This is a genomic window from Vicinamibacterales bacterium (assembly GCA_036012125.1).
GTDB lineage: Bacteria > Acidobacteriota > Vicinamibacteria > Vicinamibacterales > UBA823 > UBA11600.
Map to the genome: position 1 here is coordinate 42,757 of DASCOS010000004.1, position 22,746 is coordinate 65,502.

Consider the following 22,746-nt stretch of genomic DNA (forward strand, 5'->3'; position numbering starts at 1 on the left):
TCAAGCTGCCTCAGTTTTCCTATTGGCCACAAAGTCGGCAGTAAACTCTTTGATGGCAGCGGTCAGATCAGTTTTGAGCTGTTCGTCTAACTGTGACTTCTCTCGAATCGCTGCGCAAATAGCACTATGTCGTGTTTCGACAAACCGATAGAGTTCTCGTTCGAACTTTTGAACATCGGTCACGGCTACCTCATCGAGCAACCCAGTGGTGCCAGCAAAGATAATCATTATCTGCTGCTCGACAGCCAGTGGCTCATACTGGGGTTGCTTGAGGAGTTCGACTAGTCGCTGCCCCCGCGAGAGCTGGGCCTGAGTCGCTTTGTCTAGCTCGCTACCAAACTGTGCAAAGGCCGCCAGTTCTCGATACTGCGCGAGGTCGAGCCGAAGCGTGCCGGCCACTTGGCGCATTGCCTTGACTTGCGCCGACCCCCCGACTCGCGAAACAGAGTTGCCAACATTGATCGCCGGTCGCACGCCTTGGTGAAACAGATCGCTCTCAAGAAAGATCTGGCCGTCGGTGATTGAGATAACGTTGGTTGGAATATAGGCCGAAAGATCGCCGGCTTGGGTCTCAATGATAGGCAGGGCAGTCAAAGAACCGCCGCCCCGTGTGTCACTCAGCTTGGCCGCCCTCTCAAGTAACCGGGAGTGCAGATAGAAAACATCACCTGGGTAGGCTTCACGGCCAGGCGGTCGACGCAGAAGCAACGAGATCTCGCGGTAGGCCTGCGCGTGCTTTGATAAATCATCATAGATACAGAGGGCGTGTCGTCCGGAGTCTCGGAAGTGCTCGCCGATTGAGCATGCTGCGTACGGACTAACAAAAAGCAACGATGCCGGGTCCGAAGCAGCTGCAGCGACAACGATTGTGTAGGTCATCGCACCCGCGTCTTCAAGGGTCTTAACGACTTGGGCGATTGTGGACTGTTTCTGCCCAATAGCGTTATAGATGCAAATAACGCCGGTGTCCTTCTGATTAATGATTGTGTCAACGGCTACAGCGGTTTTACCAGTCTGGCGGTCACCAATGATCAATTCTCGCTGGCCTCTGCCGATCGGAATCATGGCGTCGATCGCCTTTAGACCAGTTTGCAGTGGCTCACGAACCGGTTGGCGATCGACCACGCCAGGGGCGATTTGTTCGATAGGCCGGTACTGATTGCTCGTAATCGGCCCTTTGCCATCAATTGGCTGGCCCAGAGCGTTGATAACACGGCCCAACATCTCGTCACCTAACGGCACCGAAATAATCCGGCCGGTGCGTTTCACGGTGTCGCCCTCGCGGATCTTGGTGTAGTCACCGAGCAATACAGCACCAACGCTTGATTCTTCGAGGTTAAGCGCGATGCCAAAAACTCCGTGAGAAAACTCCAACATTTCACCAGCCATGACGCTTTCAACACCGTGCAGCCTTGCAATGCCGTCGCCGATGGCAATTACGGTGCCGACCTCGCTCACGTCGACGTTGACCGCGTAGTTCCCTATTTGATCGCGGATTATTTTAGAAATTTCTTCAGCTTTGATATCCATCAGGTTCCACTCTCTAGTTGCTCTCTCAGCCGTTCAAGCTGGGTTGCAACACTGCCGTCGTAAACAGTACTACTGACCTTTGCCACGACGCCACCGATGATCGATGGGTCGACCCGTGCATCAATCAACACCTGTTTTCCGGTCACCTCCCCAAGCCGTTGGGCAATCGCGCCGCGCCGATCGGCTGATAGTTTCACCGCTGTCGTCACTTCAGCGCGTACGATCTGTAACCGGTCTTGCACACGGGCTCGAAAAGCCGAGAGGATTTCCTGGACCAAGTTCATCCGGTCACGTGCAGCCAGTAGATCTAGCAATCTTGTGACCGCGGCTGACACATTCTTTTTATGCCTTAGAACCGCGGTCACAGCAGCCTGCTTGTGCGAAGGCGGCACGGATGGGTTTATGAGCGCCTCCTGCAACGAGGGGTGGACTTCCAGCAAGGTGACAAACTCCTCTAAATCGTGCTCAGCGGTCGAGGGCTCCTCGTCCTTGTCTCTAACCGTCACCTCAAACAACGCGCGTGCATAACGTCCTGCGATAACCCGTTCAGTCATTTTCTTTCAACACCCTTCGGTGCTGGTTCTAGCACCCGGTTATCAACCGGGCCGTACTTGGTCAACGTACCGGTCAACAAGTCTCAGCTGGTCTGTCGCTGACAGATTATCTTGAATCCGCTGCGCCGCCACTCGCGTGGCTAACGCGGCCGCGTGCTGCGTCAGCTGCTGCTTCGCGACCCGTAACTGGAGGGCCAACTCTCTACGACTTTCCTCGATCAGCCTCTGACGAGCCGCCTCGGTCGACTCTCGCAGCCGTTTCTCCTCAGCAGCAACCTCCTCCTGGCCGCGCACCCGAAGCGTCTCCAGCTCATCAGGAAGGGTTAGTAGCCTCTCCTTGATCGCTTCCAATTGCTGGGCTGCTTCGGCACTAGTCGCCCGCGCTTGGGCGAGACCCGCACGCACCTGGTCGCTTCGATCACTCAGATAAATGCTGAGAGGTCCCCGAAGTAATACAAATAGGATACCCGCGAGCACAGCGAAATTAGTAAGCCGTGCGATTGTTTCCAGTAGAGGCGTGTCGTGCTCTTCCTCAGCATGTACTGAGTCGGCTTGTGTTGGTTGGGAAGCCGCGGCTAAGACGCCGCTAACGCCAGCCCATTGAATCGCCGGCAGAACCACGGCGAAGCTGAGGCAAATGAAGAGAACGGACGACCGCATAAAACTCGACCATTCAGAGCTACGAGTGGAGGCAATGGCAAGCGAATGGCGGATGCGGGTCAACGATCTCCAACTTAACGGGACGCCCGGTGCACCTTCCGCGCCAGTAGTCAATTCGACGAAATCTTCCGGCCTAGCACCTGCTCGGCGGCGGCGAGGCCGAGCGCCTCCGCATCGCGCTCGAGTTGGGCGCGAGCTTCAGCGGTCTGCGTCTTCAGGCGTTCGGTCGCATCAGCGAGGTTCGACTCGGCATCCCGTTGCGTTTCATTGAGGATTTCAGCGCGACGAGCCAGTAACTCTCGACGGTTCTCCTCCATCTGTTGGTAAATCTCTGCACGCGCAGCCGCTGTCTTCGTTTCGAACTCTGCTGTCGCTTCAGCGGCTTTTCTTGCCGCTGACTCGGCCAGCTCAAGCGCTGACCGAATGGCACGCTCACGCGTTTCCATCACCTCGGTAAGTGGTGCAATTAAAAAACGCTTGAGGGTCCATGCCAGTAACAACACCAACCCAATTACCCAGAAGACCGTCAGGTCTGGAATCAAAGAGAACTCCCGCTTGGTAGAGCGACGACCCAGAAGGGTTTCGAACGCCCGTGCAGAACGCCGATTTTAGCATCTGCACTGCACGACGACAAGAGCGGCCAGGCTAAAACTTGTGTTCGTAAAGCCTACCCCACGTAAACCCTAGAGCCAGATTCCACGAACGACTCAACTGTGCCAATCTTGACTGCCTGGCTACCAGTTGCCGCTAATGCACTCATCGCTCGGTCCACCACAGTGGCCGCCACTGCGACCAGCAACCCTCCAGATGTTTGGGGATCGTAGAGCAAGGTTGCAATCTCTCCAACTAGCCCCGCTTCGAACCTCGTCCGCTGGCCGAAGTGCTCCGCGTTGGTGTCGCCCCCGCCAGTTCGATTCTGTCGCACCAGAGCAGATGCCCCCTCAAGTAATGGAACCGCTGCTGATTCAATCCGAAAGGCAACGCTTGAAGCCGAGGCCATCTCACAGGCATGACCCACTAGACCGAAACCAGTAACGTCGGTGCAGGCATGGACTTCATCCCGGCCCAAGGTGCATAGCGCATCAGCGGAGGCGCGGTTGAGTGTCGTCATCGACTCGATAGCAGCCGTTTCGATATTCTCTGCGGCACGTCTTTTCTTGATCGCGGTTGCAATAATCCCGGTGCCTATCGGCTTGGTTAGCAACAACTTGTCTCCAACCTGTGCCCCCGCGTTTGACAGCACCCGGTCTGGGTCTACACGGCCGGTTACGGCATACCCGAATTTGACCTCGGCATCCTGCACTGTGTGTCCCCCGATAAGGGCTACTCCGGCTTCACTCAGTTTGCTCAATCCTCCCTCGAAGATCGCCTTCACCACAGTTGGGTCGAACTCCTGGCTCGGAAAACCCGCAATGGCCATTGCTGTGAGTGGTTTCCCGCCCATAGCGTAAATATCACTCAAGGAGTTCGCTGCAGCGATTTGTCCATAGGCGAAAGGGTCGTCCACGATTGGCGTGAGGAAATCAACGGATTGGACTAGCGCTGAACTGGCATCCCACCGGTAGACACCCGCGTCGTCGGAAGTGCGGAAATCGACCAGCACCCGTTCGTTTTCCAACGAAGGTAAATCGCCCAGGACCTGAGCGAGCTCGCCGGCAGCGAGCTTACTCGCTCAACCCGCGCAACTGGAGTAGTCGGTCAGTCGTCGTTTGGTCCAACGCATGTCTAGTTCACTGATACTACAGCCCTCTTCCACGGTGACCCAGAATTCGTTCACCGCTTTGTCAATTGCTCGTAGATTCGTTGTAGCTCTTCCTCCGAACTGAAGTCGATCTCAATCCGCCCTCCCTTCCGTTTTCGGATGACACGTACCCGTGTACCTAGGGCGAATCGGAGCTGCTCCTCGGCCGCACGGACATGTACGTCGGGCGCCTCCGGCCTACCTGCTCTGATCCCTTGTCCTGTGAGCTTACGGATGAACGCCTCGGTTTCTCGAACCGACAGTCGCCGCCTCATTACCTCACGGGCCGCTCGCCGTTGAGCCGACTCGTCTGGCACGCCCAACAGCGCACGGGCATGGCCAACGGTCAGACCACCAGACATAAGGTTGGCCTTAATTTCCTCTGGCAACTTCAATAGACGTAGAGCATTTGCGATGGTCGAACGATCTTTCCCAATCGCACTAGCAATCGCGTCGTGTGTCAGCTGATGCTGTTCCACCAGACGCTGGTAAGCAACGGCTTCCTCAATAGGATTCAGGTCTTCACGCTGTAAATTCTCGATGAGTGCGAGCGGCAATAATTGGTCGTTTGTTACCTCGCGGACAACGATGGGCACACGCAACAAACCCGCCCGTTGCGCGGCACGCCACCGCCGCTCCCCCGCGACGATTTCGTACCTATCCTCAACTTTTCGCACGACGAGCGGTTGAATAACACCGTTGGCTCGGATCGACTGTGCCAACTCATCCAGTTTCGCCCCGTCTACCTCCGTCCGTGGTTGGTCGGGATTCGGAATGAGTTGATCGATGTCAATTTCGTTGAGCGCAACCTTGGGAGTTGGCGACACGTCAGGAATAAGTGCGCTCAGTCCCCGGCCGAGCGCTGGGCGCTTTTCAGTCATACTTCTCTCCCAGAATAATCGAGTCCTTGTTGAGAATTTCTTTGGCAAGGGAAACATAAGCCTTCGCGCCTCGTGATTTCTTGTCGTAGAGAATAGCCGGTAATCCGTGGCTTGGTGCCTCACCCAACCGTACGTTCCTGGGTATAACCGTATCGAACACTTTCGCTTTAAAGAATTCCCTGATTTCACGTGAGACCTGTTGTGAGAGATTGGTGCGACCGTCGTGCATCGTCAGTAAGACGCCTTCGATATCAAGACTAGGGTTGAGCGAAGCACGGACACGCTGAAGGGTCGAGACCAACTCGGCTAAGCCCTCCAAGGCGAAGTACTCGCTGAGCATAGGGATTAAAACGGTGTCCGCAGCAACAAGACCATTGAGGGTTAGAAGGCCCAGGGACGGTGGGGTGTCGATAAAAACGTAATCGTACCGATCGACGAGTTGTTTTACCAGCGAGCGGAGTCGCTTTTCGCGATTTTCGAGCGAGACCATTTCGAGCTCTGCCCCGGTCAGGTTGCGCTCTGCCGGCACCACAGATAGGCCGCTCACGGTGGTCTGCAACACAAATCCCGAAAAGTCAGGAATCGTTTTGGCTGTGAGAGCTTCGTAAACAGTGCCTTGACTGCTGGACTGTCCTTTCAGACCAACCCCGCTGGTTAAATTAGCTTGAGGATCGACGTCGACAGCTAACACACGGCGCTCCACAAGCGCCAAAGAGGCAGCCAGATTGATTGCGGTTGTGGTCTTGCCAACCCCGCCCTTCTGATTAGCAACAGTAATGACCCTGGCAGCCATGAAACTTAACCGTTGGTATAAATTATGTTAAATGACCTATAATACAAAACTTCTAGATTAGGATACGTCCAGAGGCTTGTTTGGTCAAGCTGTTTCACGTGAAACAGTCACCTTTGAGACTTCTGCTTTCACTAACCATGTTTCACGTGAAACAGCTTGCGCGAGATATTCGTCAGCTATCTTGAAACTTTTTCCTTCTGAAGCACGACTAATCGACTTCCAAGTGATTCAACGAGTTGAACAGTTTGCCTCAAAACAAGTGGGGGGCTGAGCGACCTTGACTCTTTCGTTTTGCCGCTGCTTTCAAACAGAAGCATCTTTCCCTCATATTGCAGGAAACTCTGAAGCTTGTTAAGTGAGGCCCTGTCTACACCGATAGCCCTTACGCTCACAAAGGCCATCGACTCGAGCAGGTCTTTACGAAGTAGTAAATCCTCCCAACGAACCGTTTCAACCTTTGAATCCTTCAGGTCAAGTGTCCTCAAGGCCTCCCGAAGAAAGGCTGATTTCCTTGTTTTTGATTCAACCATTGTAAGGTGGAGATTTGGCCTAAATAGCTTGATTGGGATGGCTGGGGAACCGTTACCGGAACCTACATCGAGGAGGCTCAGCTCGCCACCTGGGATTACTTTCGCCGCAATTAAAGGCTCGATGATCAATCTTTTCAGCGACGAGTCAGTGTCGACGCTGGAGGTTAGGTTGACCGTTGAGTTCCAGCGGGCTAAGAGAGCCAGGTAGGCCCTCAGATTTTCAGCCTGTTCACCGTTGAGCCGAAGCCCTGATTGAGCGGCTAGGCGCTCGAGCCTTAGAATCGGTTCCTTTGCGCTCATGGCCGACATGCATGATATCGCGGTCTTGTCTTATCTTTCCCCCAAGTTCTCTTACTACCACTAAAAAGTAGGCTACCAAGAATTGCGATCGCGGCTGGTGTCATACCAGGAATTCGACGGGCCTGACCGAGTGTTGTCGGCAAAGTCTGCGTAAGCCTTTCGATGACTTCTGTCGACAAACCTGGGATCTTCGCGTAAATGAACCCTCGGGGAATTTCGCATTCTGCTTGTTGTTGCTCTCGCTCCACAGCAGCCATCTGACGTTTGAGATAACCCTCATACTTGATTTCAGTCTCCACAGTCGCCAGATCTATTATCTTCGTATTTTCTTCGCCTTTAAGTTCTATCTCGCCGCTATCAATCAATGATTTGAGTCTGAGTTGTGGACGACGAATGGCCTCAGAGGCGCGAACACGACAACCGTCTGGTAACGTAACCGTTGTCTTTCTCAAAGTCTTAAGATTCTGCTCAAAACGTCGCCGACGACCAACGAATCGCTCCCATCGTTTTTTTGTAACGAGGCCGATGTTCCACCCGTGTTGGGTAAGTCGCAGGTCCGCGTTGTCGGTTCGAAGAAGCAACCGATGTTCGGCCCGTGAGGTAAACAGGCGGTAAGGCTCGAGGCACCCCTGCGTAGTGAGGTCGTCAATCATCACGGCCAAATATGCCTCATCACGACGGAGCACGAGGGGCTCATCCCCTGCGATGGTGCGTGCGGCGTTGATGCCAGCTATTAATCCTTGACCCGCCGCTTCTTCATACCCTGAGGTCCCGTTTACCTGTCCTGCTAGGTAAAGATTGTTAAGTCGTTTGGTCTCTAGACTCGGCCGAAGCTCAGTTGGCTGGATGAAATCGTACTCGACCGCATAGCCAGGTCGCAGCAACGTAGCAGCCTCGAGGCCCGGCAGATTCCTGATGATCGCCCTTTGGACCTCACGCGGCAAACACATCGACATCCCGTTTACATAAATCTGTTCGACATCAATCCCTTCGGGTTCAAGAAAGACTTGATGGCGTTCTCGGTCGGGAAACCTCACAACCTTGTCCTCAAGTGACGGGCAGTAACGCGGACCGATTCCTTGGATTTGTCCGTTGAATAAAGGGGAGTCGTCAAGATGTGTGCGGACCAAAGCGTGAACTTTTTCGTTGGTGTGTACGAGGTAACAGTTGATTTGCGGATTCCTAATCCGATCAGTCATGAATGAAAACGGAGTCGGCTGATCATCCCCGCGCGTCACTTCCACACGATCCCATTCGATCGTGTCGCGATGTAAGCGGGGCGGCGTGCCAGTCTTGAGCCGCCCCCAGCGAAACTCCAATCGCTTCAACGACTCGGCGAGGGCGGTCGACGGCAGTTCGCCGTACCGGCCAGCAGGACGTTGCTCCCGCCCAATATGAATTAGACCATTGAGAAACGTGCCAGCAGTGACCACCAGTGCCTGACAGATCAGTAATCGACCATCTGCCATCCGTAGTCCTCGAACAGCGTTGTTGCGAACCACGATTTCGGCAGCCGCGCCAAAGATCCACTCAATTCGTGGTTCGCGCTCGAGGGACGCTAGAACCCAACGAGAGTACCTTTGTTTGTCGGCCTGGGCGCGAGGCGACCGGACAGCCGGTCCACGACTTCGATTTAGTAATTTGAACTGAATTCCGGTTGCGTCAATTGCCTCCCCCATGAGACCACCAAGGGCATCAATCTCGCGCACCAGATGACCTTTCGCAGTACCGCCAATCGCCGGGTTGCAGGACATCGTCGCCACAGTTTCGCGCGAGAGCGTGCATAGGCCCACCCGCCGCCCCATGCGCGCTGCAGCTCGCGCCGCTTCACATCCTGCATGTCCTGCGCCAACGATGACCAGGTCGTAGTACGACATCGAAATTTAGAGATAACGAGTTTCCAGAAACCTCATCGGGTTAGGTCTCTAGCATTGACATAGAGACTGTTGAGATGAACGACGGCAACTGTATCACTGTGACAAAGACTACAGAATCTACTTACCGATGCAGAACCGCTTGAAGATGTGCTGCAGAAGATCTTCGGTGGTGCGTTGGCCAGTAATCTCTTCCACGATCGCGCGTGCTCGCTGTAGGTCAGCGAGCACGAATTCTTCCGATATCTCTGTGGAAACAGCCTGTGCGGCTTGGTCGAGTTCACCGCGCGCTCGTTCCAGCAGGTCAAGATGCCGAGTGTTTGTGATCGCTGGTGAGTCGCGGCGCGGTTCCTCGGCAGCCAGCTCGGCCGTTAGCGCCTCTCGAAGAGCTTCAAGACCGGCTTCTGTCGTGGCCGTAGCCTTCACGATGCGACTGGACACCGCGGTGAATGGATCTGACGCCCACGCCAACGGCAGGTCGTCTTTATTGGCAACGATTAATCGCTGGCACGACGAAGTTTCCTCGAGCAACTGAAGGTCGCTGTTGTCAAATGGACGGGATTGGTCGAAGACTAGGAGGGAAAGGTCGGCCACCGCCATTACTGAACGAGCGCGGAGCACGCCTTCGATTTCAACCGCATCGCCTGTTTCTCGTATCCCGGCAGTGTCTACCAATCGAACAGGGACACCGCACACATCAATTGTTTCAGTGACAAGGTCGCGCGTCGTGCCGGCCACGTCGGTGACAATTGCCCGACCGGCACCCACAAGACCATTGAAAATGCTGGACTTCCCCGTGTTTGGGCTCCCAATAATTGCGACTTGCCTACCCTCACGAATCACCCGACCGCGACGCCCACCTGCGAGCAATCCGCTTATTCGGGCGCCAATGTCGACGATCGCCGTAACCGTTTTCCGTCGGTCGATAAAATGGTAGCCCTCCTCGGGAAAGTCGAGCGAGGCTTCGAGGCCAGCGATCAAGTCGAAGAGGGTCGCGTCGATCGCTTTTATTTCAGTACTAAGTGTGCCCTCTAATTGATCGTAAGCTAGTCGAGCCTGCAGTGGTGTAACGGAGTCAACCAAGTCAGCGACTGCCTCAGCCTGTACGAGGTCTATACGCCCGTTGAGGAAACCGCGAAGCGTAAACTCCCCTGGTTCGGCTAACCGAGCACCGGAACGCATTGCGGCCTCAACGATCGCTTCGAGCACCACTGGGCTCCCATGCGCGCTTAGTTCGACAACGTCGTCACCGGTGTAGGACGCTGGGCCCGGGAAAGAAGTGGCTAGTACCTGATCGATCCGTTCCGTGTCATTATCACTGGCAATCTCCTCGAGCGTCGCGAGTGTCGCCGTGCGTGGTTTAAGCCGCGCGCGGTTCCCCAGCAGCGCCCCAGCAATCGACTGGGCATTTGGGCCACTTAGGCGGACAATACCAATGCCACCGCGTCCCGGTGGGGTCGCAATGGCGACGATTGTGTCGTCGGTGTTAAACACGGGATGGATATGCCCGCTGGTGGGCGAATGGTGGCGGGGTGGCGCCCGGCGTTAACCACTCCCCTTGACTGTAATACTAATCGTCTTGAGCAAAGCGTCACCAATGCTCTCAGAGTCCACGTCCGGCTCCTCGGCAATGGCCAAGTGCACGATACGCCGTGCGTAGGCATTCAATGGTCCAAGTTCCTGCGCCTCACCCGTTTGCTTCGCACGGTCAGCGAGCAACCGAGCCGTTTGCCGCAACTCCTCGTCTTGGCCCTGCCTAAAATCACGATAGTCGACGACAACGCGGTGGCGGTCAGGAAGCTCGTGACGAAAAACGGAGTTCATGACATGTTGTAGCGCGTCAAGTGCAGCAGCGCGTTTTTCCAACAACACCTCGCCCCCGTCACCATCAAGTCGTATGCGCAGGCAATCGTCGTGCTCTTCAACCACCGGTTCTAGTGGGAGAGCAAGGTTTAACAGAACCTCTTTGACCAGATCTTGCACTCGAGTTTTCAGTTCCGTATCTGCGTTCATCGTCTAGCCGCCCCCGTGCTCACGTGAGCCCTTCTTTTTCACCTTCGCTTTTTTGGTTCGACGTTCAGCGGGCGGCCTGACCGTGTGCACCTTCGGCGGGCCGATAATCCGATTGGTCACCACTTGTTGCCCCACGCCCCACAGATTACTTACGAGCCAGTACAGGACCAATCCGCTCGGTGCCCCCAAGAACATAAACGTGAAGACGACCGGCATCACCATCATTACCTTCTGCTGAGTCGCATCTGCCGTTGATGGTGTCATTCGTTGCTGCGCCATCATCGTCACGCCCATCAGTAAAGGAGTGACATACAGCGGATCAGGCTTCGCAAGGTCTTGAATCCAAAACATAAACGGAGCGTCTCGGATTTCGATAGCGACTGATAGTAATGAATAAAACGCAAACAAAACCGGCATCGTCGCCAACATCGGCAAACAGCCGCTTGCGGGGTTTACTCCGCGGTCGCGATACAAACCCATTAGCTCCTGATTCATTTTCTGTTTAGCCGGGTCGGTGGCCTTTAGACCTTTGTAGCGATCCTGAATGGATTTAATTTCTGGCTGCAACTCTTGCATCTTACGCATCGACACGACGCTTTTGTGACGCAAGGGAAACATGGCGGCATTGATCATGATGGTAAGAATGATGATCGACCACCCGTAGTTCCCAACATGGCCATACACCCACTTGAGCGAACGATGCAGTGGAACGACCAACCACGAAAAAAAGCCAAAGTGCACGGCTTGCACAAGTTCGCCATCGATGATGCCGAGAATGTCAAAATCTTTTGGCCCCATATAGAAGCGGGTTTCGGTGGGCGGTTCGGCAAACTGTAGGGAGTAATCTATTAGCACAACCTGGTCGTCGCCGGAACCCAGCGTTACTGGCCGATAATTAACTTGTGCTGGGTTGGTATCAGGCAACGCCGCCGACAGAAAATAGTGGTCGTCAACACCGACAAACCCGAAAGTGCCTTCGTAGGCAGGCGTCTCTTCCAGGTCTGAGCTGTCCAGTCGAGAGACCTCTTCCTCTTGAAAAAAGATCGCCTGCGACGCCTGGCTATAAGTGAAGCCGAACCCGCCACCGGTGCTGCTGCCCAGCCCGGGACCCCATCGCACTACCGGATTTACTGCGCCTCTAGAAGTCCTCACGCTGGCGCTGAAGCGAACCACGAACGGCTCGTTTTGGGGATCGAAGCGGTACTCCTTACGAACTTGTAGGCCACCGCTGTCTTCGTACTCAAAGACTAATGACCGTGGCGCTGCTCCTACCTGTAACGACCCAGCACTTGGCCGAAACAATGCCTCGCGTAACTGAACGTTCAGCTGTTCGTCAGCAACCTCGAGGGTAAACGGAAGCGGTGCTTCTTGGTCGTCTAGAACCGGCACTAGCTCATTTGACTCACCGGAGTCCTCTAAATACTCTTTCAGCTGCCAACTTTTCAGTACGCCGCCCCTGTTAGAGAAAGTTGCTATCACTTGTTCGGTTTCAACAACGATATCTCGCGGAGTCTCATCAGCGATAACAGTAGACACCCCTACTGCGCCCGATGCATCGGTCGTTTGTGGTGGTTCTGTGGAGGGCGGCGTTTCAATAATCGGCGCCTGGGGCTCAACAGGTGAAAGGTCGCGTAAACCAGTCGACCTTGTCTCTGTGGATACAGTCTCATCATCCGGTAATTGAGCGGGGGGTACTATCAGGCTCTGGTACACGAATAACACCAGGAATGAGAGAAAAACGGCGAGTAAGACTCTTTTTTCCATCGATAGCTAATCAGGACTCGACCCGTCGTGAACGCTTCGCCGGAATAGGGTCGTATCCACCCGGGGTGAGCGGTTGACAACGAACCAGCCTCCAGCCTGCAAGTAGAAGTCCTCGCCACGGACCATGGCGCGTTACGGCTTCGGCCGCATAGGTCGAGCATGACGGTGTGAACCTGCAGGTGCCCGTGAAAAGTGGTGAGAATGTCACCTTGTATACGCGGAGCAGCCCAATCAGTAGTGCCGTGATTAACCGATTCACCATATCGTCATCTTTGGTGACGCTCGTGTCGAGCTAAGGTCGAGCGATAGTCTGACTCCAGGCTTGCAAAATCAGTGTTCGGGAACTCACGTCGCGGTAGGACGACAACATCCAGTCCAATGTTTGCCTTTGTCCTTCGAAAGAGCTCCCGTGCAAGACGTTTTGCGCGGTTCCGTAACACCGCGCCACCAAGACGTCTCGACGCTGTGATTCCAAGCCTGCTCCTCGACAAGTCGTTAGGCAAAATAAGAAGAGTTAGGTACCGGCCATGTGTCCGAATCCCGTTCTTCTGGATCCGCTGGTATTCCGGTCGGCGTTTGATTCGCTCGTTACGCTTGAGCGTCTGTAGCACTGGTTGGACTCTGGCGCCGCGGGTAGGCTAAGACTGATGACCCTTCAGGGTAACCTGTGATTCGATCGGAATTACGGAATCGCGATTGTCAGAAAGCTGCAAGGCGCTTCCGACCCTTTGCACGACGACGTTTCAAAATCCGGCGCCCGGCTTTCGTGGCCATCCGCACGAGAAATCCGTGAGTTCGTCGACGGTGTCGACGGTTTGGCTGGAACGTGCGCTTCACTAACCCTTTGCTCCCCGGTTGCGCCTGATGAACAGCTGAGAAACCTTAATGGTAGTGGAGGCGCTTAATCAGTGTCAATGCAGCCAACTCGTTTGTGAATGGTTCCCGCTACAGTAGCCGAAGGAGGGGCAATCTGCCTTGGTTGGGTTAATATTGTGAAATTATTCACTAGAGATGTCAAAACGTGCAAATGTTGGAAAAAGGTCCCTAGATATTATTGAAAGTGTTCAATATTCTAGACGTTTGGCTAGGTGGCATCTATGTGCTAAAGTCCTCGTTTTCAATTATTTGCGTGGTTCATTTGACAAGAATTTCCACAGGTGTGGAAAAAAATGTGGAAGAAATCGTTGTTTTACTTAGGTTTATTAGAAATTGGCCGAATAAGGGTGTCCTCAGCTTATCAAATGTGGCCAGTCATAAAACACCGCTCCAAGCAACTTGGATTGGATTTTGCTGATGAGTGACAGTGTTTGGGACCAGGCATTGGGACGGATAGAAACCAAGATAAACCAACACAGTTTCTACACTTGGTTTAAACCGACTACTTTCATAGACGACTCTGGAGAGGTAATTCAAGTAAAGGTTAGAAACAAGCTGGTCAAAGACTGGCTAACAAAACATTACAAAGGTGTCATTTCTGAAGCGCTAGACGAGGTCAATCGTTCCTCCACTACAATCTCGTTTGTGACCGATGAGGGAAAGGGTCAGGCCAGCAGGCCTCCTCAGGACGTGCCACCTCAGCCAACCACCGACATGAAAACTAGTCCTTCAGCGACTGGCTTAAACCCCCGCTATTCTTTCGATGCTTTTATTGTTGGTCCATCAAATCAATTTGCCCACGCTGCATGTCGGGCCGTCGCTGAAGCACCGTCCCGCTCATATAACCCCCTCTATATATACGGTGGTGTGGGGCTTGGTAAAACGCACCTAATGCATGCGATTGGCCATTTTGTACTTGAACACAACCCGCGACTGAAGCTCACTTACATCTCATCAGAACGGTTTATGAATGAAATGATCAATGCCGTGCGCTTTGATAGCATCCTTGAGTTCCGAGAACGTTATCGCAGCGTTGATGTTCTTCTTGTTGATGATGTCCAGTTTATGGCTGGCAAGGAGGGGACGCAAACCGAGTTTTTTCATACATTTAACTCCCTTTATGACCTCCAAAAGCAAATTGTTATAAGTAGTGACTACCCCCCTCACCAAATCCCCTCACTAGAAGAACGATTAAGGTCACGCTTCGAGTGGGGGCTTATTGTTGATATCCAAGCGCCAGACCTGGAAACCAAGGTTGCTATTCTTAAAAAGAAGGCAGATGCTGAATCTGTCCCCCTGCCTGATAACGTAGCTATCTATATCGCCGGCAAGATCAAATCGAATGTTCGCGAGCTTGAGGGGTCGCTCGTTCGTTTAATCGCGTATGCATCGCTCACTGGACACGAGATTTCCGTGCCGCTGGCCCAAGACGTTTTGAGAAATGTTTTAGCGCACGGCGACCGAGCTGTCACAATTGAAATCATCCAAAAGGCTGTCGCTGACTACTATAAGCTCAGGTTGGCCGAATTAAAATCTCGGAACAGTTCAAAGTCGATTTCTGGACCAAGACAAATTGCAATGTATTTATGTAAATCTCTAACCAGTGCTTCGTTGCCGGAAATTGGCCGGAGTTTTGGTGGAAAACACCACTCGACCGTAATTCATTCAATTAAAAAAGTTGAAGCACAGCGTAAGCACGATGGGGATTTCAACATGGTTATCAACAACCTTATAGAATCCTTGAAGTAGTGTTATCAACAGTTTCCAGCCAGTATCCACAGGGGTCCTAGATTGCTCCCTAGTTCCTTTGGTGGCCCCTTTTCCTCCACAATAAATTAACCAAAAAGACCTGTTTTTTCCTATTCCTGTGGTGTTGTCTAACCTGTTGATTTTAAAGGATTAGGCATTAAAAATAACAGTATCAACACACACTTTATTCTTATATAATTTTGTTACTTCATGATCTCTTTTTAGTAAGAGAGATTATGTTGGTCTCGCCAGTTTCGGATCGATGATATCCAAACATGAGGTCTTTAGAAGCATGGATTTAGTTGTTCGCAAAAAAGAATTCTTTCACGAACTCCAGCTTTTTCAAGGAATTGTGGAGAGGAAGAACACTATTCCCGTTTTGGCAAATGTTTTACTCGAAGCCGAGGGTGATAAGGCCAGAATGGTGGCAACCGACTTGGAAGTTGCGCTGGACGTGCGCTTCTCAGCTAAAGTAAAAAAAGGCGGAACACTTACCCTACCAGCAAAAAAATTATTTGAAATTGTTCAGGCATTACCTGACACAAACATCACAATTCGCGAGGAAGGGCAAGGCGCAGTTAACGTCTCGGCCGACAATTTTGAATCCAGAATAAGAACGTTGCCGCGCCAGGACTTCCCAACACTACCCAAAGCGGATAACAAGGAAACCTTAAAACTCCCAGGGCAAACACTTCGGAACTTAATCACAAGGACCAAGTTTGCGATCACCAGTGAGGATACGCGGTATTTCCTTAATGGCGCACTGTTCTATTTCACTGCGGACGAACTGACCCTGGTTGCAACCGATGGTCACCGCTTAGCTCTTATCACTGGCAAGCAGAAAAGTGGCGGTAAAACAAAGAAGGGTAAAGGCGAGGCCCCGAGGGTAATTTTGCCAAAGAAAACCCTAACCGAACTGGCCAAATTGTTAACCGACGATGTTAAAGAAATTGGCTATCAACAAAGCGAAAACCACCTCTTTTTTGAAGTTGGGGACCGAGTGTTGATTTCTAGGATGATTGATGGGCAATTTCCAGCTTACGAGCGAGTGATTCCAAAAGGCAACGACAAAGTGGTGGAGTTTGACAACGATCGCTTGGCGGCCGCCATTAAACGGGTTGCGGTTTTATCGAACGACCGCTCGCAAGCTGTAAAAATTCAAATAAACAAGAATAAGGTTGAGATTACCTCCAACACCCCAGATGTTGGGGAAGCAAGCGAGGAGCTGGACGTTCAATACACAGGTGACAGCGTACAAATTTGTTTAAACGCTAAATACATACTCGATTTCTTAAGAGAGGTTGAGACTGACAGTATTCGTTTTGAATTTAAAGACGAGACAACCCAGGCGGTAATGCAACCAGTTGGGTTAGAGGGCTACAACTACACCTATGTGATTATGCCAATGCGCATATAGCTAACCATTTAGAACCCCAGCTCCTTTTTGTAATTGAAGTTCACTTAGTTTGTTTTCGGCGTCGCACACATGGTGGAACAAAAAAACACCCCGCCCAAACAGTCTTCACTAGAAGCTGTTACCCCAATCGCTAAAGAACCGATCCATCCAAATAGCGCTGCTAAGCCTTTTGATAATGGAGGTCTGGTTGATTCCTATGATGCCAAGAAAATTAAGGTTTTAGAGGGCCTTAAGGCCGTCAGGAAACGGCCGGCGATGTATGTTGGTTCCACGGGTGCCGTAGGTCTCCACCATCTTGTTTATGAGGTTGTCGACAATTCCATTGATGAGGCATTAGCTGGGTATTGCCGCGAGATTAATGTCACGGTCCACCTGGACAACTCGGTCACGGTAGCCGACGACGGTCGGGGCATTCCTGTTGATAAGCATGCGAGTGGAAAATCGGCCGCCGAGGTGGTTATGACAGTCCTGCATGCTGGCGGCAAGTTTGATAATTCAAGTTATAAGGTGTCTGGTGGCCTGCACGGCGTGGGCATTTCGGTTGTTAACGCGCTGTCTGCCACGCTGGATCTTGAAATCTGGCGCGACGGCAACGTCTACCACCAAACCTATGAGCGTGGTGTTGCCGTCAGTAAGCTTGAGGCGACTGGAACAACCAAGCGCCGTGGGACCAAGGTTACATTCCAACCAGACTTTGAGATTTTTGAGAGTGTCGAGTTTAGTTTCGACACCCTGTCCCAACGTCTTCGAGAACTCGCGTTTCTGAATGCCGGCGTCACAATCACGCTCGATGATGTCCGCTCGAGCAAGAATCATAAATTTCTCTATGATGGCGGCATTGTGTCATTTGTAACATTTCTCAATAAGAACAAAGCAGCGGTTAATGAGCGACCTATCTTTATGAAAGGCGACCGGGGCGGCACAGATGTCGAGATTGCGCTTCAATGGAATGATAGCTATACGGAGACGGTGTACTCCTTTGCTAACAACATCAACACGCACGAGGGCGGCACACATTTATCAGGCCTTAAGTCGGCGCTTACACGCACCGTTAATAGCTACGCGACGCGACATAGCCTGACGAAGAATTTATCCGAGAGCATTAGTGGCGACGACATCCGGGAGGGACTCACCGCAGTTATTAGCGTTAAGATTCCGCAGCCTCAATTCGAAGGGCAGACAAAAACTAAGCTCGGCAACACCGAGGTCAAGGGGATTGTTGAAACTGTCCTGAATGAGCGGCTTGGTTCTTATCTTGAAGAACACCCTGGTATAGCGAAGCGGGTGCTGAACAAGGCGGTCGAAGCGGCAAGAGCTCGTGAAGCGGCTCGGAAGGCACGGGACCTTGTTCGACGGAAGGGCGCACTCGACAACAGTTCACTACCGGGAAAGCTGGCGGACTGCCAGGAGCGTGATCCGGCCGAGAGTGAGCTCTACATTGTTGAGGGGGAGTCCGCGGGAGGGTCGGCCAAGCAGGGCCGCGACCGTCGGTTCCAGGCGATCCTGCCGATTAAAGGGAAAATCCTCAATGTAGAAAAGGCCCGCCTCGACAAGATTCTTGCCAGTGATGAAATCAAGACGATGGTTGCGGCCCTTGGCTGCAACATTGGAGATGATTTCAATTTGGAAAAACTGCGATATCACCGAATTATCATCATGACCGACGCTGATGTCGACGGCTCGCATATCCGCACTCTGTTGCTGACGTTTTTCTACCGCAAAATGGGTGAATTGATTGACCACGGGTATGTTCATATTGCACAGCCACCGCTCTATCGGGTGAAGCGTGGCAAGAGTGAGCATTACATCAAAGACGAGCGTGAATTGGAGAGTTGGTTAATTGCTCGTGCCGCCGAATCGCGGGTCGTGCGAGCGTCGACCCGTCCGGCGCCAATCGCCGGGGTAGAACTAGAAACACTTCTTCAGAAGCTCATTGTCTTCCAGAAATATGTTCAACTCGTCGAACGGCGAGGGCCAGAGCGCGCTGTCATTAAGGCTTTCTTGGATCGCGACGCACGTGACCGGGAGTTCTTCACTAACGAAAAGGCCCTCGCTGTGCTGGCGAATGAACTAACAACTTCGACGCGGAAGGTCACGGTCCGCCCCGACATAGAGCACAATGCTTTCGCTGTTGCGATCGAGGATCACTCCAGCGGCTACCCGAAGAAACATTTGGTGGATGCTGGGTTCGTCACGACCGGCGAGTACAGAACACTGCTAGCAAGCTATGCTGAGGTTCGAGGCCTTGAAGGACCAATAACTATTTCGAGTACAAACGGCCACCGCGAGAATGGAGTGGCCGAGGCTACCACCGGCACTGCTGACGAAACACAGATCGGTGGCGCCCCTCTCGACGAAGCAACTCGCCTCGCCACAGAGTCGCGCGAAGCCAGTCACAAGGACGGCACGGTACAGATAGACTCGATCGACGACTTAGTCGACCATTTCATTGCAGCCGGGCGAAAAGGGGTTGCTATCAATCGCTACAAGGGGCTGGGTGAGATGAATGCGGAGCAGCTCTGGACAACGACGATGAAGCCCGGGACCCGTACATTGCTGCAGGTGCGGGCGGAGGACGCCGAAGCCGCCGACGAGATGTTCAAGACACTAATGGGCGAAAAAGTAGAGCCCCGCAGCGAATTTATCAAGAAGAACGCGTTGGATGTAAAAAACCTCGACGTGTGACCCAGGCCCAGCCTGCGGTCAACGTACGCTGTGCGTGCGTTAAGGCGGCGTGACCTCGCATGACCGATTCCGAATCAAAAATCCCTGTCAACATCGAAGACGAAATGAAGCGCTCGTACATGGATTACGCCATGAGCGTAATCATTGGGCGAGCGCTGCCTGATGTACGAGACGGGCTGAAACCCGCCCACCGACGCGTGTTGTATGGCATGCGAAGCATGGGCCTAGCGTCGAATCGCGGGTATCGGAAGTGCGCCAAGATTGTGGGCGAGGTGATGGGCAACTTCCATCCCCACGGCGACGCCTCGATCTACGACACGCTTGTTCGCATGGCACAAGACTTCAACATGCGGTACATGCTCATTGATTCACAGGGGAACTTTGGATCCATTGACGGGGATCCACCCGCCGCAATGCGGTACACCGAAGCTCGACTGCGGACGCTCGCCGAGCAGTTGATGGCCGATCTTGATAAAGAGACCGTTGATTCTGTTCCTAACTACGATGAGACGACCGAGGAGCCAACAGTGCTCCCAGCGCCCTTCCCAAATTTATTAGTGAACGGCTCAGCCGGCATTGCGGTCGGTATGGCAACAAACGTCCCGCCGCATAACCTCCGAGAGATTATTGACGGGCTTGTGTGGCTAGCTGAGCATCCAGGTGAGACAGAAGAAGAAAAACTAACCAAACTACTAACTTTTATCCCTGGTCCAGATTTTCCTACCGGGGGCTATATCGTCGGCCGGCGTGGCATCCGGTCAGCGTACCAGACTGGTCGAGGGTCGATCCGAATGCGTGCCAGGACCAGCATTGAAGCACTACAAAGAGGCGACCGGGCGGCGATTGTTATTGTCGAGCTTCCCTACCAGGTCAACAAGGCGAGACTGCTCGAGAAGATAGCTAGATTGGCGCGTGAGAAAGTCATTGAGGGAATTGCAGATTTGCGGGACGAATCGGACCGTGACGGAATGCGCGTCGTGATTGAGCTGAAGCGGGGCGAAGTGCCGGAAGTAGTGTTGAACAATCTCTGGAAGCACACGCCACTGCAAACCACTTTCGGCGTGATCATGCTGGCCATCGTCGGCGGACGTCCCCGTGTTCTCACTCTTGCGGAAGTGCTCGAACAATTCTTGGAGTTCAGGCGTGAGGTGGTGCGGCGTCGCACCGAGTTTGATTTGCGTAAGGCGCTGGCGCGCGCTCACATCCTCGAAGGACTGAAGATAGCGCTCAGTCAACTTGACGCAATTATCAAATTAATTCGTGGTTCGAAGGCGCCAGCGGAGGCGCGCTCAGGCCTGATGTCGGAGTTCAGGCTGACCCGGCTGCAGGCTCAAGCCATTCTTGACATGCAACTTCAGCGCCTCACGGGACTTGAGCGACAGAAGATTGTTGACGAATTGACCGAGCTCCTGAAAACGATCGAACAGCTTCGGTCCGTACTCGGGAGTGACGCTCTGCTGCTGGAAATCGTTTTAAATGAACTCCGTGCCGTGCGTGAGAAGTTCGGCGACGACCGTCGGAGTGAGATCGTGGACGAAACGGGTGAACTCAGCATCGAGGATCTTATTGCTGAAGAGAACATGGCGATTACGGTAACGAACACCGGCTATATCAAGCGGACTGCAATCGCCACTTACCGTAACCAGCGGCGGGGTGGAAAAGGCCGAATCGGCATGCGGATGCGCGAAGAGGATTTTGTCTCGCAACTCTTCATTGCGTCGACTCATGCCTACATCCTGATTTTCACAAACCGTGGACGCGTATATTGGCTGAAGGTCCACGAAATTCCCGACGTTGGACCTTCCGGAAAGGGCAAGGCGATCGCAAACCTTGTTTCGATGTCGGCCGGTGAGCGGGTTGCCGCCCTAGTCGCCGTTCGCGAGTGGCCCGAGAACGACGGTGAGCGGTTCATTGTCATGGGCACGCGGCAGGGCAAGGTGAAGAAGACCGACATACGAGCCTTCCGGCATCCAAGGGCCGGGGGCATTATCGCTCAGGCTGTGGGTGCTAATGATGCCGTCATCGCGGTGGTGGCGACTGACGGCACTGGAGAGCTCTTTTTGGGCACCCAGGGCGGCATGGCGATCAGATTTACTGAAACGGGCGTCCGACCCATGGGCCGGCCGGCCACCGGTGTTCGGGGCATCACCCTTCGGACCGGTGATGAAGTGGTGGCCATGACCGAAGTTCGGCCTGGTGGCGCGCTGATGACTGTCTGCGAAAATGGCTATGGAAAACGGACAGAATTGGCCGAATATCGCGTGCAGTCTAGGGGTGGAGTGGGTATTATTAGCATCCAGAGTAGTGAGCGGAACGGTAAGGTCGTCGGCGTCGAGCACGTCCGGGGTGAGGACGAGTTGATGTTGGTGACCAAACAGGGCAAAATCCTCCGGATGCTGACCTGGAGCATCCGGGCAATCGGCCGGGCGACTCAGGGTGTCAGGCTGATCGAGATGGAGGAAGACGACCGCGTAGTCTCAATTGCTCGCCTCGCTGACCATGAGCGCGATGAGAACCAGGCGGGTGAACCGGGCGGAAACGAGGGGTAGGGTATCGTGCGTAACACGCGCCCTCGGTTGGCGACCCAGTGAAGCGAGAAAACTAGTCATTGATTGAAGGAGGCTGACGACATGCATCGGCCACGATTCACGGCTTTAGCACTTTTCGTTCTGACGACGGCCTTTGCCGGATGCTCGAGTCCACCACCCGAGGAGACGTTGATCTCAAGTTTCTTCCGCGCATCCCGCTTTCGGGACAACATGACGTCCGCTAATCTTTCGATGGTGACGTTTAGTCCTGCTGAGAGAGGCGTTGTCTCGAGCTTTGAGGTGGAAAGCATCTCCGAAGAAACAACGGCGCCGATGCGCGCCCGTGCGCTTAATGAAGCATTAATGGCAAGCCAGGCGTCGGAGTCAGAATTCTCTGAACGGAAGCAGGCTTACCAAGACGAGAATCTTGAAGCGATTGAACGGGTCCTTGAAACTGAGCAAGCGGGCAACGCACCAAGCCGCCGAGCCGATCGAACGGTCCAGGAAGAATGGACACAGTGGCGCGCAGAGATGGCCCAACATGCCCAGGAAGTCTCCGATGCGCGTGCGGCGTTGAGCGATGGGCGCATTGTGGCAGAGGGTAGCACCTACAGCCCAACGGACATGATCGACGTCGCGCTGTATGACGGCGAGATTATGTCAAAGACCGTCCGCATCATTGCGGATGTGGTCACACCGGACGAGCAAGATGTTCAGCAAACGCTCGAGGTCGAGATTCAGCGGGCCGAACTTGTTGGAGACGACGGCACGCCGGTCAGCGGGCGCTGGATCATCACGGCTATCGACGAAGTTGGGTAGATCGCGCGCCGAGCTGCACTCTTAGACTTCGA

Annotated in this window: 18 protein-coding genes and 1 pseudogene; 5 read left to right on the forward strand and 14 right to left on the reverse strand. The window is 53.5% G+C overall.

Going from position 1 to position 22,746, the window contains the following annotated elements:
* The 14 genes and pseudogenes from atpA to rpmH all read right to left on the reverse strand — a co-directional run bounded on the left by atpA (nt 1) and on the right by rpmH (nt 13,477).
* On the reverse strand, nt 1-1,530 hold the full coding sequence (atpA, locus tag QGH09_01460; protein HJO16854.1) for a F0F1 ATP synthase subunit alpha: 1,530 nt from the start codon (nt 1,528-1,530) through the stop codon (nt 1-3).
* A complete protein-coding gene (gene atpH / locus QGH09_01465) occupies nt 1,530-2,084 on the reverse strand; it encodes an ATP synthase F1 subunit delta (GenBank protein ID HJO16855.1) in 555 nt (184 codons plus the stop codon). The genes atpA and atpH overlap by 1 nt, the downstream gene beginning before the upstream one ends.
* A gap of 42 nt (nt 2,085-2,126) precedes the next feature.
* Nucleotides 2,127-2,744, reverse strand: coding sequence for an ATP synthase F0 subunit B (locus QGH09_01470; protein ID HJO16856.1), 618 nt, complete (start codon nt 2,742-2,744; stop codon nt 2,127-2,129).
* Between the two features lie 110 nt (nt 2,745-2,854).
* Nucleotides 2,855-3,286, reverse strand: coding sequence for an ATP synthase F0 subunit B (locus tag QGH09_01475; protein HJO16857.1), 432 nt, complete (start codon nt 3,284-3,286; stop codon nt 2,855-2,857).
* Nucleotides 3,287-3,411: 125 nt separating this feature from the next.
* Nucleotides 3,412-4,401, reverse strand: a pseudogene (gene selD / locus QGH09_01480) (selenide, water dikinase SelD).
* A gap of 116 nt (nt 4,402-4,517) precedes the next feature.
* Entirely contained in the window at nt 4,518-5,366 is an 849-nt protein-coding gene (locus QGH09_01485; protein ID HJO16858.1) for a ParB/RepB/Spo0J family partition protein, read from the reverse strand.
* The gene (locus QGH09_01490; protein ID HJO16859.1) at nt 5,359-6,159 is read right to left on the reverse strand and encodes a ParA family protein; all 801 of its coding nucleotides are present in this window, start codon (nt 6,157-6,159) and stop codon (nt 5,359-5,361) included. The genes QGH09_01485 and QGH09_01490 overlap by 8 nt, the downstream gene beginning before the upstream one ends.
* Before the next feature lie 176 nt (nt 6,160-6,335).
* Nucleotides 6,336-6,989: a 16S rRNA (guanine(527)-N(7))-methyltransferase RsmG gene (rsmG, locus tag QGH09_01495; GenBank protein ID HJO16860.1), complete on the reverse strand. Its 654-nt coding sequence runs from the start codon at nt 6,987-6,989 to the stop codon at nt 6,336-6,338.
* The gene (mnmG, locus tag QGH09_01500) at nt 6,986-8,866 is read right to left on the reverse strand and encodes a tRNA uridine-5-carboxymethylaminomethyl(34) synthesis enzyme MnmG (GenBank protein ID HJO16861.1); all 1,881 of its coding nucleotides are present in this window, start codon (nt 8,864-8,866) and stop codon (nt 6,986-6,988) included. Before mnmG ends, rsmG begins: the two co-directional genes overlap by 4 nt.
* 117 nt (nt 8,867-8,983) lie before the next feature.
* On the reverse strand, nt 8,984-10,357 hold the full coding sequence (gene mnmE, locus QGH09_01505; GenBank protein ID HJO16862.1) for a tRNA uridine-5-carboxymethylaminomethyl(34) synthesis GTPase MnmE: 1,374 nt from the start codon (nt 10,355-10,357) through the stop codon (nt 8,984-8,986).
* A 51-nt stretch (nt 10,358-10,408) separates the two neighbouring features.
* Nucleotides 10,409-10,876 (reverse strand): R3H domain-containing nucleic acid-binding protein, encoded by a 468-nt coding sequence (locus QGH09_01510; GenBank protein ID HJO16863.1) that lies wholly within the window; start codon nt 10,874-10,876, stop codon nt 10,409-10,411.
* 3 nt (nt 10,877-10,879) lie between these two features.
* Nucleotides 10,880-12,640, reverse strand: coding sequence for a membrane protein insertase YidC (gene yidC, locus QGH09_01515; GenBank protein ID HJO16864.1), 1,761 nt, complete (start codon nt 12,638-12,640; stop codon nt 10,880-10,882).
* A 10-nt stretch (nt 12,641-12,650) separates the two neighbouring features.
* The gene (yidD, locus tag QGH09_01520) at nt 12,651-12,902 is read right to left on the reverse strand and encodes a membrane protein insertion efficiency factor YidD (GenBank protein ID HJO16865.1); all 252 of its coding nucleotides are present in this window, start codon (nt 12,900-12,902) and stop codon (nt 12,651-12,653) included.
* A 437-nt stretch (nt 12,903-13,339) separates the two neighbouring features.
* Nucleotides 13,340-13,477, reverse strand: coding sequence for a 50S ribosomal protein L34 (gene rpmH / locus QGH09_01525; protein HJO16866.1), 138 nt, complete (start codon nt 13,475-13,477; stop codon nt 13,340-13,342).
* Between the two features lie 456 nt (nt 13,478-13,933).
* Here rpmH and dnaA point away from each other — a divergent pair, with 456 nt between their 5' ends.
* The 5 genes from dnaA (at nt 13,934) to QGH09_01550 (ending at nt 22,714) form a co-directional block, all read left to right on the forward strand.
* Nucleotides 13,934-15,265 (forward strand): chromosomal replication initiator protein DnaA, encoded by a 1,332-nt coding sequence (dnaA, locus tag QGH09_01530; protein ID HJO16867.1) that lies wholly within the window; start codon nt 13,934-13,936, stop codon nt 15,263-15,265.
* A gap of 292 nt (nt 15,266-15,557) precedes the next feature.
* On the forward strand, nt 15,558-16,682 hold the full coding sequence (gene dnaN, locus QGH09_01535; protein HJO16868.1) for a DNA polymerase III subunit beta: 1,125 nt from the start codon (nt 15,558-15,560) through the stop codon (nt 16,680-16,682).
* 69 nt (nt 16,683-16,751) lie between these two features.
* Entirely contained in the window at nt 16,752-19,367 is a 2,616-nt protein-coding gene (gene gyrB, locus QGH09_01540) for a DNA topoisomerase (ATP-hydrolyzing) subunit B (protein HJO16869.1), read from the forward strand.
* Nucleotides 19,368-19,426: 59 nt separating this feature from the next.
* Entirely contained in the window at nt 19,427-21,916 is a 2,490-nt protein-coding gene (gene gyrA / locus QGH09_01545) for a DNA gyrase subunit A (GenBank protein ID HJO16870.1), read from the forward strand.
* Nucleotides 21,917-21,997: 81 nt separating this feature from the next.
* The gene (locus tag QGH09_01550) at nt 21,998-22,714 is read left to right on the forward strand and encodes a hypothetical protein (protein HJO16871.1); all 717 of its coding nucleotides are present in this window, start codon (nt 21,998-22,000) and stop codon (nt 22,712-22,714) included.
* The last annotated feature ends 32 nt before the right edge of the window (nt 22,715-22,746 follow it).